At 72.3% G+C, this 15,610-nt stretch carries 17 protein-coding genes; 12 read left to right on the forward strand and 5 right to left on the reverse strand.

Annotation, left to right across the window (positions count from 1 at the left end):
• The first annotated feature begins 55 nt into the window (after positions 1-55).
• The 3 genes from ACZ60Q_RS33000 (at position 56) to ACZ60Q_RS33010 (ending at position 3,320) form a co-directional block, all read left to right on the forward strand.
• The gene (locus ACZ60Q_RS33000; protein ID WP_352240392.1) at positions 56-493 is read left to right on the forward strand and encodes a gamma-glutamylcyclotransferase family protein; all 438 of its coding nucleotides are present in this window, start codon (positions 56-58) and stop codon (positions 491-493) included.
• Positions 494-609: 116 nt separating this feature from the next.
• Complete coding sequence (locus tag ACZ60Q_RS33005) at positions 610-1,434, forward strand: purine-nucleoside phosphorylase (protein ID WP_469641247.1); 825 nt, start codon at positions 610-612, stop codon at positions 1,432-1,434.
• A 245-nt stretch (positions 1,435-1,679) separates the two neighbouring features.
• On the forward strand, positions 1,680-3,320 hold the full coding sequence (locus ACZ60Q_RS33010) for a phospho-sugar mutase (protein ID WP_469641248.1): 1,641 nt from the start codon (positions 1,680-1,682) through the stop codon (positions 3,318-3,320).
• 91 nt (positions 3,321-3,411) lie between these two features.
• Here the strand turns inward: ACZ60Q_RS33010 and ACZ60Q_RS33015 are convergent, their stop codons facing one another.
• Complete coding sequence (locus ACZ60Q_RS33015; protein WP_469641249.1) at positions 3,412-4,050, reverse strand: PH domain-containing protein; 639 nt, start codon at positions 4,048-4,050, stop codon at positions 3,412-3,414.
• Positions 4,051-4,228: 178 nt separating this feature from the next.
• Here ACZ60Q_RS33015 and deoC point away from each other — a divergent pair, with 178 nt between their 5' ends.
• From deoC to ACZ60Q_RS33030, 3 genes are read left to right on the forward strand one after another with little or no spacing between them, the layout of a single operon-like run.
• The gene (gene deoC / locus ACZ60Q_RS33020; protein ID WP_469641296.1) at positions 4,229-5,176 is read left to right on the forward strand and encodes a deoxyribose-phosphate aldolase; all 948 of its coding nucleotides are present in this window, start codon (positions 4,229-4,231) and stop codon (positions 5,174-5,176) included.
• Positions 5,177-5,181: 5 nt separating this feature from the next.
• Positions 5,182-6,621, forward strand: coding sequence for an aldehyde dehydrogenase family protein (locus ACZ60Q_RS33025; RefSeq protein ID WP_469641250.1), 1,440 nt, complete (start codon positions 5,182-5,184; stop codon positions 6,619-6,621).
• Positions 6,611-7,519, forward strand: a complete 909-nt coding sequence (locus ACZ60Q_RS33030) for an aldehyde dehydrogenase family protein (RefSeq protein ID WP_469641251.1) — start codon at positions 6,611-6,613, stop codon at positions 7,517-7,519. Before ACZ60Q_RS33025 ends, ACZ60Q_RS33030 begins: the two co-directional genes overlap by 11 nt.
• Positions 7,520-7,587: 68 nt before the next feature.
• Here the strand turns inward: ACZ60Q_RS33030 and ACZ60Q_RS33035 are convergent, their stop codons facing one another.
• Positions 7,588-8,007 (reverse strand): hypothetical protein, encoded by a 420-nt coding sequence (locus tag ACZ60Q_RS33035; protein WP_469641252.1) that lies wholly within the window; start codon positions 8,005-8,007, stop codon positions 7,588-7,590.
• A gap of 62 nt (positions 8,008-8,069) precedes the next feature.
• Here ACZ60Q_RS33035 and ACZ60Q_RS33040 point away from each other — a divergent pair, with 62 nt between their 5' ends.
• Complete coding sequence (locus ACZ60Q_RS33040) at positions 8,070-8,780, forward strand: uridine kinase family protein (protein WP_469641253.1); 711 nt, start codon at positions 8,070-8,072, stop codon at positions 8,778-8,780.
• A gap of 304 nt (positions 8,781-9,084) precedes the next feature.
• On the opposite strand, the gene ACZ60Q_RS33045 is transcribed toward ACZ60Q_RS33040, so the two are convergent.
• Positions 9,085-9,852, reverse strand: coding sequence for a SigE family RNA polymerase sigma factor (locus ACZ60Q_RS33045; protein WP_469641254.1), 768 nt, complete (start codon positions 9,850-9,852; stop codon positions 9,085-9,087).
• Positions 9,853-10,035: 183 nt separating this feature from the next.
• Between ACZ60Q_RS33045 and afsQ1 the strand changes: the two genes are divergently transcribed.
• The 5 genes from afsQ1 to ACZ60Q_RS33070 all read left to right on the forward strand — a co-directional run bounded on the left by afsQ1 (position 10,036) and on the right by ACZ60Q_RS33070 (position 13,860).
• Positions 10,036-10,713 (forward strand): two-component system response regulator AfsQ1, encoded by a 678-nt coding sequence (gene afsQ1 / locus ACZ60Q_RS33050; protein WP_078580519.1) that lies wholly within the window; start codon positions 10,036-10,038, stop codon positions 10,711-10,713.
• Positions 10,710-12,239: an ATP-binding protein gene (locus ACZ60Q_RS33055; protein ID WP_469641255.1), complete on the forward strand. Its 1,530-nt coding sequence runs from the start codon at positions 10,710-10,712 to the stop codon at positions 12,237-12,239. The genes afsQ1 and ACZ60Q_RS33055 overlap by 4 nt, the downstream gene beginning before the upstream one ends.
• Complete coding sequence (locus ACZ60Q_RS33060; protein ID WP_469641256.1) at positions 12,236-12,880, forward strand: hypothetical protein; 645 nt, start codon at positions 12,236-12,238, stop codon at positions 12,878-12,880. The genes ACZ60Q_RS33055 and ACZ60Q_RS33060 overlap by 4 nt, the downstream gene beginning before the upstream one ends.
• 107 nt (positions 12,881-12,987) lie before the next feature.
• On the forward strand, positions 12,988-13,560 hold the full coding sequence (locus ACZ60Q_RS33065; protein ID WP_469641257.1) for a VanZ family protein: 573 nt from the start codon (positions 12,988-12,990) through the stop codon (positions 13,558-13,560).
• A gap of 93 nt (positions 13,561-13,653) precedes the next feature.
• On the forward strand, positions 13,654-13,860 hold the full coding sequence (locus ACZ60Q_RS33070) for a PspC domain-containing protein (protein WP_469641258.1): 207 nt from the start codon (positions 13,654-13,656) through the stop codon (positions 13,858-13,860).
• Positions 13,861-13,954: 94 nt separating this feature from the next.
• Here the strand turns inward: ACZ60Q_RS33070 and ACZ60Q_RS33075 are convergent, their stop codons facing one another.
• On the reverse strand, positions 13,955-14,257 hold the full coding sequence (locus ACZ60Q_RS33075) for a hypothetical protein (RefSeq protein WP_359614750.1): 303 nt from the start codon (positions 14,255-14,257) through the stop codon (positions 13,955-13,957).
• Between the two features lie 134 nt (positions 14,258-14,391).
• Positions 14,392-15,546 (reverse strand): adenosine deaminase, encoded by a 1,155-nt coding sequence (locus tag ACZ60Q_RS33080; RefSeq protein WP_469641259.1) that lies wholly within the window; start codon positions 15,544-15,546, stop codon positions 14,392-14,394.
• Positions 15,547-15,610: the final 64 nt, after the last annotated feature.

Here is a 15,610-nt window from a genome sequence, read left to right on the forward strand (position 1 = left end):
GGCCTTTGTCACAGGAACCGCCGCTCCCGCGCCCACCTCCCGTACCCTCGGTCCCATGTCGCTCTACGCCGCGTACGCCGGCAACCTCGACGCGCGGCTCATGACCCGCCGCGCTCCGCATTCCCCGATGCGCAGCACCGGCTGGCTCAACGGCTGGCGGCTGACCTTCGGCGGGGAGCAGATGGGCTGGGAGGGGGCGCTGGCCACCGTGGTGGAGGCGCCGCGCTCCCAGGTCTTCGTCGCGCTGTACGACCTGGCGCCGATGGACGAGGACTCGATGGACCGCTGGGAGGGTGTCGGGCTCGACATCTACCGTCGGATGCGGGTGCGGGTGCACACCCTGGACGGCGAGGAGCCGGCCTGGATGTACGTGCTGAACGGCTACGAGGGCGGGCTGCCCTCGGCGCGCTATCTGGGCGAGATCGCGGACGCCGCGGAATCCGCCGGCGCACCGCACGACTATGCGATGGAACTGCGCAAGCGCCCCTGCTGACCGGGGCGGACCGGAGCCCGGTCACCCCGCCTTCGTACAAAAGCACAAAGACCCGCGGGACGTCTTTGCGCCCGTATATCTACGCGCGTAGGGATTGAGCGGTTACGCTCGTCCGCGTGAACGCATCTGTTATTCCGGACAACATCCAGGGCGACCCGCGGGCAGCCGCCGCCGGGGCCGCCGCCCGCCTGCGCGAGCTGACCGGCGCCGAGACCCATGACGTCGCCCTGGTCATGGGCTCCGGCTGGGCGCCCGCGGGCGAAGCGCTCGGCGTCCCGGAGGCCGAGTTCCCCGTGACCGACCTGCCCGGCTTCCCGGCGCCCGCCGTCGAGGGCCACGGCGGCACGGTCCGCTCGTACAGGATCGGCGAGAAGCGGGTTCTGGTCTTCCTCGGCCGCACACACTTCTACGAGGGCCGGGGCGTCGCCGCCGTCGCCCACGGCGTCCGTACGGCGGTGGCCGCGGGCTGCGGGACCGTCATCCTGACGAACGGCTGCGGCGGTCTGCGCGAGGGCATGCGCCCGGGACAGCCGGTCCTGATCAGCGACCACATCAACCTGACGGCCGCCTCCCCGATCATCGGCGCCAACTTCGTCGACCTGACCGACCTCTACTCCCCGCGGCTGCGCGCGCTGTGCAAGGAGATCGACGACACCCTGGAAGAGGGCGTCTACGTCCAGTTCCCCGGTCCGCACTACGAGACCCCGGCCGAGATCAACATGGTCCGGGTGCTCGGCGGCGACCTGGTGGGCATGTCCACGGTCCTGGAGGCCATCGCGGCCCGGGAGGCGGGTGCCGAGGTGCTCGGCCTCTCCCTCGTCACCAACCTGGCGGCGGGCCTGTCCGGAGAACCCCTCAACCACGAGGAGGTCCTCCAGGCCGGCCGCGACTCGGCGACCCGGATGGGCGCGCTGCTGGCCCGGGTGCTCGACCGCGTCTGAGCCGAACCCTTCGGGGACCGGCTCCGCCGTCCCTCCCTCCTCGGCTCCCGCCTTTCCCCCGGCTCCTCTCCTGGGCTCCCGGCTCCTCCTCGGCTCCCGGCCTCTCCTCGGCCCGTCCGGCCGCCTTCCGGCCCGTCCGGCGTTCGAGGACCGGGGTCCGGGGCGGAGCCCGGCCCCGCCCCGCCCGCACCCCACCCCCGCACCCCATCCCCGTACCCCTTCCGCGCCCCCGAAAGGCGGACCCCGTGCAGCTCGACCTCATCGCGCAGGCCAGGACCTGGCTGGCCGAGGACCCCGACCCCGAGACGCGTGCGGAACTGGGCGCGATCGTCGAGGCGGGCGACACCGCCGAGCTGGCCGCCCGCTTCGCGGGCACGCTCCAGTTCGGCACCGCCGGGCTGCGCGGGGAGCTGGGAGCCGGGCCGATGCGGATGAACCGTTCCGTGGTGATCCGGGCGGCGGCGGGCCTCGCCGCGTATCTGAAGGCCCGGGGCGAGGAGGGCGGGCTCGTCGTCATCGGGTACGACGCCCGCTACAGGTCCGCCGACTTCGCACGCGACACGGCGGCCGTGATGACCGGGGCCGGGCTGCGCGCCGCCGTGCTCCCCCGCCCGCTCCCCACCCCCGTACTGGCGTACGCCATAAGGCATCTGGGAGCCGTCGCCGGGGTAGAGGTAACCGCCAGCCACAACCCGCCGCGTGACAACGGCTACAAGGTCTACCTGGGCGACGGCTCGCAGATCGTGCCGCCGGCCGACGGCGAGATCGCCGCCGCCATCGACGCGGTCGGCCCCCTGGCGGGCGTGCCTCGCCCCGGGGACGGCTGGGAGACCCTCGGCGAGGAGGTCCTGGAGGCCTACCTCGCCCGTACGGACGCGGTCCTGGCCCCCGGCAGCCCCCGTACCGCACGCACCGTCTACACCGCGATGCACGGCGTCGGCACCTCCGTGCTGACCGCCGCGTTCGAGCGGGCCGGGTTCCCCGCGCCGGTACTGGTGGCCGAGCAGGCCGAGCCCGACCCGGCGTTCCCCACCGTGGCCTTCCCCAACCCGGAGGAGCCCGGCGCGATGGATCTCGCCTTCGCCACCGCGCGCCGGGCCGCACCGGACCTGATCATCGCCAACGACCCGGACGCGGACCGCTGCGCCGTCGCCGTGCCCGACACCGCCACGGCGGGCGGCTGGCGGATGCTGCGCGGCGACGAGGTGGGGGCGCTGCTGGCCGCTCACCTGGTGGAGCGGGGCGTGAGCGGCGTGTTCGCCGAGTCGATCGTGTCGTCGTCGCTGCTCGGCCGGATCGCGGAGAAGGCGGGCCTCGGCTACGAGGAGACGCTGACCGGCTTCAAGTGGATCGCCCGGGTGGGCGGCCTGCGGTACGGCTACGAGGAGGCGCTCGGCTACTGCGTCGACCCCGAGGGCGTCCGCGACAAGGACGGCATCACCGCCGCCCTGCTCGTCGCCGAGCTCGCCTCCGTACTCAAGGAGCAGGGCCGTACGCTTCTGGACCTGCTGGACGACCTGGCGCTCGCGCACGGCCTGCACGCCACCGACCAGCTCTCGGTGCGGGTGGAGGACCTCTCGGTCATCGCGGACGCCATGGCCCGGCTCCGGGAGCAGCCGCCGGCCGCGCTGGCGGGCCTCGCCGTCACCTCGGCCGAGGACCTGGCGCGGGGCACGGACCGGCTGCCGCCCACCGACGGGCTGCGCTACCACCTGGAGGGCGCCCGGGTGATCGTCCGCCCGAGCGGCACCGAGCCGAAGCTGAAGTGCTACCTGGAGGTCGTCGTCCCGGTGGCGGACGCGGCCGGGCTGCCCGCCGCGCGGGCCCGGGGGGCCGGACTCCTCGCCGGGATCAAGCGGGACCTGGCGGCGGCAGCGGGCATCTGACGCGCCGCTCCACGCGAAAGGGCCGCTCCACGCGAAAGGGCCGGCGCCCCTCCCAGGGGCGCCGGCCCTTCGGTGTCCGGTGGCGTCGGTCTCAGCCGAGCGCCCCCACCACCACGAGCAGGACGGCCCCCGCGACGGCCGGGGCGATCACCTCGTACGCCCAGCGCACGGAGCCCCGGTCCGCGCCCTCGGCGGTCGTGCCGCCGGCCCGCTCGGCGATGTCCCGCAGATCGCGGACGGTCTGGTCGGCGGAGGCGGTGCGCGCGGCGGAGTCGCGGACGTCGGCGCTGACGGAGGTGCGGCCGTAGGGGTCGTCGTGTGCCGCGCGGGCCGCGCTGCGCGCCGCGCGCTTGCGGGAGCGCAGGGAGACCGGAATCGCCCACAGCTGGTACTTCGTGCCGTCCTGGGCGAGCAGCTCGGAGGAGTACGAGGCCCGTACGTCGGCGACCTCGGTCCAGGGCAGCTGGATCGTCCGGAACGGGTTGCGGATCCGGATGCGCTCGTCGTCCGCGAAGACGGCGGGCCGCAGGGTGAACGCCACGACCAGCGGCACCACGAGGAGCAGTGCGGCCGCCGCCAGCCAGGGCACCCGTCCCTCGCCCCGGATCATGGCGTCCCCGGCCATCCAGGCGATCAGCAGGAGCAGCAGCGACCCGCAGACCAGGGCGGCGACGGAACGGTGGGTCCGGGTCGCGGGGGGCGGCTCCGCGGGAGGTGTGGGGCGCGTCATGGAGCCGATTCTGCCTGACGGGCGCGGGGGGCGTCGCGGCGGACGCACCGCACGGCCGCCCGCCGCCGGGCCGTGGCGCCCGGAGGTGCGGGGCCGGCGGGCGAGGGGTGCTGGACGCGCGGACGGCCCGGCCCCCTGTACAGGTCGCTACGCGCGTAGATATGCTCCTCTGGTGACCATGCCCACCACTGCTCCCGCATTCTCCGACGCGACGGCGTCCGACAGTGCGCTGCGCCGCTTCCTGTTCGGGCTCCCCGGCGTCGACGCCGTCGGCCTCGAAGCGCGCGCCGCCTCCCTCGGAACCCGTTCGATCAAGACGACGGCCAAGGCGTACGCCATCGATCTCGCCATCTCGATGATCGACCTGACGACGCTGGAAGGCGCGGACACCCCGGGCAAGGTCCGGGCTCTCGCCGCCAAGGCCGTCAACCCCGACCCGACCGACCGCACGGCCCCGCACACCGCCGCGGTCTGCGTCTACCCCGATATGGCGGCCACCGCCGCCGCCGCGCTGACCGGCTCCGGGGTGAAGGTGGCGTCCGTGGCGACCGCCTTCCCGGCGGGCCGTGCCGCGCTGGCCGTCAAGCTGGCGGACGTCCGCGACGCCGTGGCGGCCGGGGCCGACGAGATCGACATGGTGATCGACCGGGGGGCGTTCCTCTCCGGCCGGTTCCTGAAGGTGTACGAGGAGATCCTCGCCGTGAAGGCGGAGTGCGGGACCGCCCGCCTCAAGGTGATCTTCGAGACCGGCGAGCTGTCCACGTACGACAACATCCGCCGGGCCTCCTGGATCGGGATGCTGGCGGGCGCGGACTTCATCAAGACCTCGACCGGCAAGGTGGCCACCAACGCCACCCCCGCCAACACCCTCCTCATGCTGGAGGCCGTCCGCGACTTCCGGGCGCAGACCGGTACGCAGATCGGCGTGAAGCCGGCCGGCGGCATCCGCACCACCAAGGACGCGGTCAAGTTCCTGGTGCTGGTGAACGAGACCGCGGGCGAGGACTGGCTGGACCCGCACTGGTTCCGGTTCGGCGCGTCCAGCCTGCTCAACGACCTGCTGATGCAGCGCCAGAAGCTCAGCACCGGCCGTTACTCCGGCCCCGATTACGTGACGGTGGACTGATAGCCATGGCATCCGCATTCGAGTACGCACCGGCGCCGGAGTCCCGCGCCGTCGTCGACATCGCCCCCTCCTACGGGCTGTTCATCGACGGCGAGTTCACCGAGGCAGCCGACGGCAAGGTCTTCAAGACCATCTCGCCGAGCAGCGAGGAAGTCCTCTCCGAGGTCGCGCGGGCGGGCGCGGCGGACGTGGACCGGGCCGTGCAGGCGGCCCGCAGGGCGTTCGGGACGTGGTCGGCGCTGCCCGGCTCCGAGCGCGCCAAGTACCTGTTCCGGATCGCGCGGATCATCCAGGAGCGCAGCCGTGAGCTGGCCGTCCTGGAGACGCTCGACAACGGGAAGCCGATCAGGGAGACCCGCGACGCGGACCTCCCGCTGGTCGCGGCGCACTTCTTCTACTACGCGGGCTGGGCCGACAAGCTGGACCACGCGGGGTACGGGGCCAGTCCCCGCCCGCTGGGCGTCGCCGGCCAGGTCATTCCGTGGAACTTCCCGCTGCTGATGCTCGCGTGGAAGATCGCCCCGGCGCTCGCCACCGGCAACACGGTGGTCCTGAAGCCCGCCGAGACGACCCCGCTCAGCGCACTGTTCTTCGCGGACATCTGCCGCCAGGCGGGGCTCCCCAAGGGCGTCGTCAACATCCTCACCGGCTACGGGGACGCGGGCGAGGCGCTCGTCACGCACCCGGACGTCGACAAGGTCGCCTTCACCGGCTCGACCGCCGTCGGCAAGGCCATCGCGCGCTCCGTCGCGGGCACGGACAAGAAGGTCACCCTGGAGCTGGGCGGCAAGGGCGCGAACATCGTGTTCGACGACGCCCCGATCGACCAGGCCGTCGAGGGCATCGTCACCGGGATCTTCTTCAACCAGGGCCAGGTCTGCTGCGCGGGCTCCCGGCTGCTGGTCCAGGAGTCGGTCCAGGAGGAGGTGCTGGACGCCCTGAAGCGCCGGCTGTCCACGCTGCGCCTCGGCGACCCGCTGGACAAGAACACCGACATCGGCGCGATCAACTCCGCCGAGCAGCTGGCCCGGATCACCGCCCTGGTGGAGACCGGCGTGGCGGAGGGCGCGGAGCGCTGGAGCGCCCCCTGCGAACTGCCGTCCTCCGGTTACTGGTTCGCCCCGACGCTCTTCACGAACGTCACCCAGGCGCACACGGTGGCCCGTGACGAGATCTTCGGCCCGGTGCTCTCCGTCCTGACGTTCCGCACCCCGGACGAGGCGGTCGCCAAGGCCAACAACAGTCAGTACGGCCTCTCGGCCGGCATCTGGACGGAGAAGGGCTCCCGCATCCTCGCGGTGGCGAACAAGCTCCGCGCGGGCGTCGTCTGGGCCAACACGTTCAACAAGTTCGACCCGACGTCGCCGTTCGGCGGCTACAAGGAGTCGGGCTACGGCCGCGAGGGCGGCCGCCACGGCCTGGAGGCGTACCTCGATGTCCGATAACAACCGACTTGGCGTCTTCAAGACCTACAAGCTGTACGTCGGGGGCAAGTTCCCCCGCTCCGAGAGCGGCCGGGTGTACGAGGTGAGCGACTCCAAGGGCCACTGGCTGGCGAACGCGCCGCAGTCCTCCCGCAAGGACGCGCGCGACGCCGTCGTGGCCGCGCGCAAGGCGTTCGGCGGCTGGTCGGGCGCGACCGCGTACAACAGGGGCCAGGTCCTCTACCGCGTCGCGGAGATGCTGGAGGGCCGCAAGGAGCAGTTCGTCCGCGAGGTGGCCGCCTCCGAGGGGCTGTCGAAGTCCAAGGCGGCGGCCGTCGTCGACGCGGCGGTCGACCGCTGGGTCTGGTACGCGGGCTGGACCGACAAGATCGGGCAGATCTCGGGCGGGGCCAACCCGGTCGCGGGGCCCTTCCTCAACCTCTCCACCCCCGAGCCGACGGGCGTGGTCGCGGTCCTCGCGCCGCAGACGTCGTCGTTCCTCGGGCTGGTCTCGGTGATCGCCCCGGTGATCGCGACCGGCAACACGGCGGTCGTCATCGCCTCGGCGGACGCGCCGCTGCCCGCGCTGTCGCTGGGCGAGGTGCTGGCCACCTCCGACGTCCCCGGTGGCGTGGTCAACATCCTGTCGGGCGGCACGGCGGAGCTGGCGGCCCCGCTAGCCGCCCACCGGGACGTCAACGCGATCGACCTCACCGGCGCGGACTCCACGCTGGCGAAGGAGCTGGAGATCGCGGCGGCGGACAACCTGAAGCGCGTCCTGCGTCCGGGGCCGGTGGACGCGGACGGTGCGGCGGACTGGACGGCCGCCCCCGGCACACACCGTCTGACGGCCTTCCTGGAGACCAAGACGGTGTGGCACCCGACGGGCGCCCTGGGAGCCGCGGGCTCCTCGTACTGACGCACACCCGGTGCCCGGACGGGGCCGCCCTCCCACCCCGGGGCGGCCCCGTCCGCCGTTCGTCCGCGTCAGCCGGTGACGAGTCCGGTGACCGTCCCCACCACGGGCAGGTCGCCCAGCGAGCCGCCGCTGGTGATCGGGTCCGTGAGGACGGCGGTGGACAGCGGCTTGAAGTCCCCGATCTGGGTGCCCACGGCGTTGTCCAGCGGGTCCACCCCGGTGTTGGCCAGCGGGTGCAGCTGGAGGTCGGTGATCGGGGCGACGCTGCTGGCCAGCGAGGTCCCGAGCGCACTGGCCACCGCCGGCGCGGCCGTCTCGCCGACCGCCCGGAGGGCCGCGGCGCCCTGGTCCGGGATCTCCGCGACCGGAGGCAGCTGGACCGCCCCCGCGGAGCCCGCGCCGGCCCCCAGGGCGGCCCCCAGCGCGGTGATGGTCAGACCGGCGCGCAGCAGGACGCGACGTTCGGGCTTACGTGCATGAAGTGCCATGTTTTCCACCTGATCGAGCCTGGTCGGGTAATCGTCTGTACACGCAGAGTAGTTGAGGTGTGATGCTGGATACCAACAGGAGACCCGAGGGGTCCCCTGCGCGGGTCAATGCCTCACACTTCTGTTCTGTGAGTTCCCAACCGATCCCGACCCGCGTCGTACTGCTCGCGGGCCCCTCAGGCTCCGGCAAGTCCGTCCTCGCCGCCCGCACCGGTCTGCCGGTGCTGCGCCTGGACGACTTCTACAAGGAGGCGGGCGACCCGACGCTGCCCCGGGTCCCCGGCTCCATGGACACCGACTGGGACTCCGCCGGGTCCTGGGACGCGGACGCGGCGATGGCCGCCATCGCCGAGCTGTGCCGGTGCGGCCGTACGGACGTTCCGGTGTACGACATCGCCACCAGCTCCCGTACGGGCCACGACGCCTTCCACATCGAGCGGTCACCGCTGTTCGTGGCGGAGGGCATCTTCGCGGCGGACATCGTCGAACGCTGCCAGGACCTGGGGCTGCTGGCCGACGCACTGTGTCTGCGCGGCCGCCCGTCCACCACGTTCCGGCGGCGGCTGGTGCGGGATCTGCGCGAGGGCCGCAAATCGGTGCCTTTCCTGCTGCGGCGGGGATGGCGGCTGATGCGGACCGAACGCCGCATCGTGGCCCGCCAGACGGCCCTGGGGGCATACCCCTGCGGCAAGGAGGAGGCGCTGGGGCGGTTCGCCGCCGCGGCGGCCGGACGGTGCCGCCGGGCGAGCGCGGGGGCACCGGTCCCGGAGTAGGGACAGGCGCCCCGCTCGCGCTCGGCCGGTGGGGACCCGCGCGGTCGAAGGTCTCGGGACGCCGGGTACGTCATGAAGCCGCCGCACGGCCCAGCGGGGTCGTACAGGCCCCCCGGCCCGTACGACCCCGCTGTGGTTCCCCGTCTCCCCGTGACCCGCGCCTCCCCCGAAGCGATGGGCCGGTTCCCCGTGTTGCTCCCCCGTGGCTCCCCCGAACCCCCTCGGTCCCCGCTTCCACCGCTCCCCCGTACTTCCCCCGTAGCCCCTGCCTCCCCCGAAGCAGTGGCCCCTCTCCCCCGTAGCCTCAGGCCACCAGCTCGCCGAAGGACTCCTGCTCGTCACGTCCGAAGCTGAGGACCTCGTCCTCGCGCAGCCGGCGCAGGGAGCGCCAGATGCTGGACTTCACCGTGCCGACACTGATGTCGAGGATCGACGCGATCTCCGGGTCGGTGCGGCCCTCGTAGTACCGCAGGACCAGCATCGTGCGCTGGGTCTCGGGCAGCCGGGCGAGTGCCTGCCACAGCACCGCCCGCAGCTCCGTGCCGCGCATCGCGTCCGTGTCGCCCACCGTCTCCGGCAGCTCCTCGGTCGGGTATTCGCTGAGCTTGCGCCTGCGCCAGGCGCTGATGTGCAGATTGGTCATGGTGCGGCGCAGATAGCCGCCGACCGCCGCCTTGTCGCTGATCCGGTCCCAGGCCCGGTACGTCGAGAAGAGGGCGCTCTGCAGCAGGTCCTCGGCCTCGAACCGGTCACCGGTCAGGTGGTAGGCGGTCGCGTACAGGGAGGCCCGCCGCTCCTGGACGTAGGCCGTGAACGCCGTTTCGGCGTCCGGGTTCCGCGTCCGGGTTCCGCGATCCCCCGTGGCCTGCCCGTACGCGCTCGCCGCCGCCTCGGGCGCGTCGATCACCTTCATGTACGGCATGCGCACCTGCTCCGCGGCCGTCCGGTGCTGACGCCCGGTGCTCCGAACACACCCCCGCATGTTCACCGCACCGGACTTCTCCGTGCTCCGCACGACGTCGTGGAGACGCGTGACAACTGCGCTTGAGCTGGTGCTGTGCAGTGCGTTCATCTCGCGCCCCCTCATCGGTGGAGTCCGTTCGTTCCCTGCTGTCGAAGAGCTTGCCGGGGCAGTTTCATGGCGCTGTCCCCCGACTGTCACAGGCCTGTCACAGGGGTTGTCGAGGCCGTGCCGGGGCAATCGGACCGGGCCACAGGTCGAACTGAAGCGCCACCATGGGCCAGAATGACGTTCGTGCCTTTCCTGTTGCTGATCGAGGACGACGACGCCATCCGCACGGCCCTCGAACTCTCGTTGTCACGCCAGGGCCACCGTGTGGCCACCGCGGCGACGGGAGAGGACGGCCTGGAGCTGCTGCGCGAGCAGCGGCCCGACCTGGTCGTGCTGGATGTGATGCTGCCCGGAATCGACGGTTTCGAGGTGTGTCGGCGTATCCGCCGCACCGACCAACTGCCGATCATTCTGCTGACCGCGCGCAGCGACGACATCGACGTCGTGGTGGGACTGGAGTCCGGCGCGGACGACTATGTGGTGAAACCCGTCCAGGGCCGGGTGCTGGACGCCCGGATCCGGGCGGTGCTGCGCCGGGGGGAACGTGAGTCGACCGACTCGGCGACCTTCGGCAGTGTGGTGATCGACCGCTCCGCCATGACCGTCACCAAGGACGGGGAGGATCTGCAGCTCACGCCGACCGAGCTGCGGCTCCTGCTGGAGCTGAGCCGCCGGCCCGGCCAGGCCCTGTCCCGGCAGCAGTTGCTGCGCCTGGTGTGGGAGCACGACTACCTGGGCGACTCCCGGCTGGTGGACGCCTGTGTGCAGCGGCTGCGCGCGAAGGTGGAGGACGTGCCGTCCTCGCCGACCCTGATCCGTACGGTGCGGGGCGTGGGCTACCGGCTGGACTCGCCTCAGTGACCGAAACCGCCAAACGGTCCCTGCGCGCCGGTCTGCGCTGGACCAGTCTGCGGCTGCGCCTGGTCGTGGTGTTCGCGCTGGTGGCGCTGACGGCCGCGGTGTCCGCTTCGGGGATCGCGTACTGGCTCAACCGCGAGGCCGTGCTGACCCGTACCCAGGACACCGCGCTCGACGACTTCCGGCGGCAGATGCAGGAGACCGCGGCGGGGCTGCCGACCCGTCCCACCAAGGACGATCTCCAGCGGGCCGCCGGGGAGATGGCGTCCAGCAGCCCGGGCTACAGCGTGCTGCTGGAGGCCGAACGCGAGCGCGGCAAGCCGATCGTGGGCTACTCCGACCTGGACACCTTCACCCGGGACGACGTGCCGGACTCATTGCAGGAGCAGGTGGCCCGCAAGCAGTCGCTGACGTCGAGCAACGAGCACGAGTACCACCTGTTCTGGCAGCGGACGAGCATCGCGGGCACGCCGTATCTGGTCGCCGGTACGCGGATCATCGGCGGCGGCCCGACCGGCTACATGCTCAAGTCCCTCGACCAGGAGCGACAGGACCTCAACTCGCTGGCCTGGTCGCTGGGGATCGCCACCGCCCTCGCGCTGGTCGGCTCGGCGCTGCTCGCGCAGGCCGCGGCGACGACGGTGCTGCGCCCGGTGCAGCGGCTCGGCGACGCGGCCCGCAAGCTCGGCGAGGGCAAGCTCGACACCCGGCTCGTGGTCTCCGGCACGGATGAACTCGCCGACCTCTCCCGCACGTTCAACAGAACGGCCGGCTCGCTGGAGAAGAAGGTCGCGGACATGAGCGCGCGGGAGGAGGCCAGCCGCCGGTTCGTCGCCGACATGTCGCACGAGCTGCGGACCCCGCTGACCGCGATCACCGCGGTGGCCGAGGTGCTGGAGGACGAGGCGGACACCCTCGACCCGATGATCGCGCCCGCCGTGCATCTGGTGGTCAGCGAGACCCGGCGGCTGAACGACCTGGTGGAGAACCTGATGGAGGTGACCCGCTTCGACGCGGGCACGGCCCGTCTGGTGCTGGACACGGTCGACGTCGCCGACCAGGTGACCGCGTGCATCGACGTGCGGGCCTGGCTGGACGCGGTGGACCTGGACGCGGAGCGCGGCATGATGGTCCGGCTCGATCCGCGCCGGCTGGACGTGATCCTGGCCAATCTGATCGGCAACGCCCTCAAGCACGGGGGTTCGCCGGTGGGCGTACGGGTGCGGACCGAGGGCGAGGAGCTGGTCATCGAGGTACGGGACCACGGTCCGGGCATCCCCGAGGACGTGCTGCCGCACGTCTTCGACCGGTTCTACAAGGCCAGCGCCTCCCGGCCCCGGTCGGAGGGCAGCGGGCTCGGCCTCTCCATCGCCATGGAGAACGCGCACATCCACGGCGGTGACATCACGGCGGCGAACTCCCCGGACGGCGGCGCCGTCTTCGAACTGCGGCTGCCGCGCGACGCCGAGAAGCTCGCGCACCACGACGGACCGGGGGCGGACGCCCCGGACGAGAACGGGGCGACGTGAAGCGTGGCGATGTCACCTGCCGGCGAGGACCGCTCCGGCGGCGTACGGCAGCCTCGTTGACGGCCGTCCTGGCGGCCGCCGCGCTGTTCTCCGGGTGCGGGATCCGTACGACCTCGGTGCCGGTGGACGCGGGGGCCGCGCCCTCCCGGGTGCCGTGCCGGCTGTCCTCCTCGGACTCCTCGGACGCCGCCACCCGGTCACCGGACAGCGTGAGCGCCACGGTGTATCTGGTGTGCACCTCGCAGCTGGTCACCGCGGACCGTCCGGTGGCGGCGGACGCGGCCGACGAAGACCCGTTGGCGGTCGCCCGGACGCTGCTGAAGGAGGTCCGGCAGGCGCCGCCCGCGAACGAGCGGCGGGCCGGGTTCACCACGGCGGTTCCGGCGGGGCTGCGGGTCATCCCGGCCCTGGACGGCGACCCGGCGGGCACCGTGCGCCTCAGCAGCCAGCCGGAGGACCTGTCGGCGGAGGCGCTGGCCCAGTTGGTGTGCACGTACGCGGAGAGCGAGACGCTGGTCAGGGACGGATCGGTGATCCTGGGCGGGCCCGGGGACTACCCGCCGCGCGGCTATCTGTGCACCTCGCAGACGAAGTCCCGGCCGGGCGACCTGGCCACGCCGGACAACGTCCGGCTGGACTGACGCGGGCCCGCCCCGGGCGGTCCGCGCGGCCCGCGGGCCGCCGGGAGTGCCGCCCGGGCGGCGGGCCGCGACGGCGCGGAACCGATCCTGCCGGTCGTGGCGTCTTGGTGGACGTGCGTCACAGTTCGGACGGCCAGACCGTCATCCACTTCCGCGCGCCGGGAGTCGCCCTCCTGGTCGCGCATCTGCTGTTCGTCGGGTGGCTGACGCTGCGCCCGCTGGACGTCCCCTGGATCACGGCGGCGAATTTCGAGCCGTTCGCCGGGATCAGGGCGGACCTCGCGCTGGGACCGGCCGAGGCGGCCCGCCGGATCGGCGGGGCGTTGTTGCTGCTGGCCCCGCTCGGGGTGCTGCTGCCGATGGCCGGGGGCCGGATCTTCGTCTCCCCCTGGGTATCGCTGCTGCGTACGGTCGCCGCCGGGGCGCTGATCTCACTCGCCATCGAGCTGGGCCAGACCGGGGTGCCCGGCCAGATCGTCGACATCGACTCGCTGCTGCTGAACACCACCGGGGTGGTGCTGACCCATCTGCTGTTCGTGCCTGTCTGCCGGGCGTGGCTGCGCCGCCGGGGACTGCCGGGGGCACGGGACCTGCCCCACCACCGGCAGGAGACCCGTCTCAGGGACGAGGCCCCTGGGGGGGCGACCCCGACGATTACCGGGGTCGGCCTCGCACCGTAGAGCGATGTTTTGCCCCCCTTCGCGGCTGCACCATGGATACATCGGGGAGCGCACAAGGCCGCTCCTCGGCAACGGTTCGCGAAGGAGCCCACCATGGCCGCACTTGTCCGCCCCCGCGAAGGCCGCATGATCGGCGGAGTGTGCGCGGGCCTCGCCCGGCGCTTCGGTATCTCCGCGAACACGATGCGCGTCGTCTTCGTCGCCTCCTGTCTGCTGCCCGGTCCGCAGTTCCTGCTCTACCTGGCGCTGTGGGCGCTGCTGCCCTCGGAGAAGTCCGCCTCCTCCGCGACGGCCTGGTGACGCGCGGCGCCACCCGCATATGCGGGTGGCGCCGGTAGCCCCGGCGTGCGGGGCCGGACCGTGTCCGTCCGGGCCGAGGTCACCCGGCGGCCTCTCAGCCGCCGAGCGGGATCCCGTTGGCGGTGAGGCCCTTGGTGGGCAGTCCGCCGAGCAGGCCGGTGACCGGGGCGGCCGCGTCGGTGGCGTCGCCGCCGAGGACCTTGCCCACGGTCTCCTGGACCGGTGCGTTCTGGGCCGACTTGGCGACGGTGTCGAGCGCCATCGTCGAGACGGGGAGCACCCCGGCCGCGGCCTCCAGCGGCAGCGCGGGGGCGGCGGAGGCGCTGCCGGCGGCGGCAGCGGCGAAAGCGGCGCCGAGAGCGGCGACACCGAGAGTCTTGGCAGCAGACTTCTTCATGGAGAATTCATCCTTGGGGAAGGGGATGTGAGCGGCTCTGCAAGCTAGCCATTCCCCTGCCCCTGTCGCAAACATCCCGACACGCGAAAAAGGGCCGGGATTTCACCTCCCGGCCCTTTCGGCTGTCGCGGACATCAGCCCGCGGAGACCCCAGAATTGCTGGTCACAGCGGTCTGACGGAAGAGCCACTCGGACTTCAGCTCCGCGTATCCGGGCTTGACGACGTCGTTGATCATGGCGAGACGTTCATCGAAAGGAATGAAAGCTGATTTCATCGCATTGACGGTGAACCACTGCATGTCGTCGAGCGTGTATCCGAAGGCCTCGGTCAGCCGCTCGAATTCCCCGGTCATGCTGGTGCCGCTCATCAGCCGGTTGTCCGTGTTCACCGTGATGCGGAAGTGCAGCTTGCGCAGCAGTCCGATCGGGTGCTCGGCGTACGAGGTGGCCGCGCCGGTCTGAAGGTTGGAGGTCGGGCACATCTCCAGCGGGATGCGCTTGTCCCGCACATAGGAGGCGAGACGGCCCAGGGAGACCGAGCCGTCCTCGGCGACCTCGATGTCGTCGATGATCCGCACTCCGTGACCGAGGCGGTCGGCGCCGCACCACTGGAGGGCCTGCCAGATCGACGGCAGGCCGAAGGCCTCACCCGCGTGGATGGTGAAGTGGTTGTTCTCGCGCTTGAGGTACTCGAACGCGTCGAGGTGGCGGGTGGGCGGGAACCCGGCCTCGGCGCCCGCGATGTCGAAGCCGACGACGCCCTGGTCGCGGTAGCTGTTGGCGAGTTCGGCGATCTCCAGCGCGCGGGCCGCGTGTCGCATCGCGGTGAGGAGGGCGCCGACGCGGATGCGGTGGCCGCCCGCCCGTGCGATGCGCTCGCCCTCGCGGAAGCCCTCGTTGACGGCCTCGACCACCTCTTCGAGGGTCAGGCCGCCCTCCAGGTGCTGCTCGGGGGCGTAGCGGATCTCGGCGTAGACGACGCCGTCCTGGGCGAGGTCCTCGGCGCACTCGGCGGCCACCCGGAACAGCGCGTCACGGGTCTGCATGACGGCGCAGGTGTGGGCGAACGTCTCCAGGTAGCGCTCCAGCGAACCGGAGTCGGCGGCCTCGCGGAACCAGATGCCGAGCTTGTCGGCCTCGGTCTCGGGGAGGGAGTCGTAACCCTGCGCGCGGGCCAGCTCGACGATCGTGCCCGGCCGCAGGCCGCCGTCGAGGTGGTCGTGGAGCAGCACCTTGGGGGCGCGCCGGATCTGGTCGGAATCAGGGACATTCGGGGTCTGGCTCGTCATCTTGGCACTCTAGCGCCTACGCGCGTAGAGCGCCTGATGTCGATGCGTAACAGTGACCGCGAAG

Source organism: Streptomyces sp. NPDC104313 (assembly GCF_055583985.1).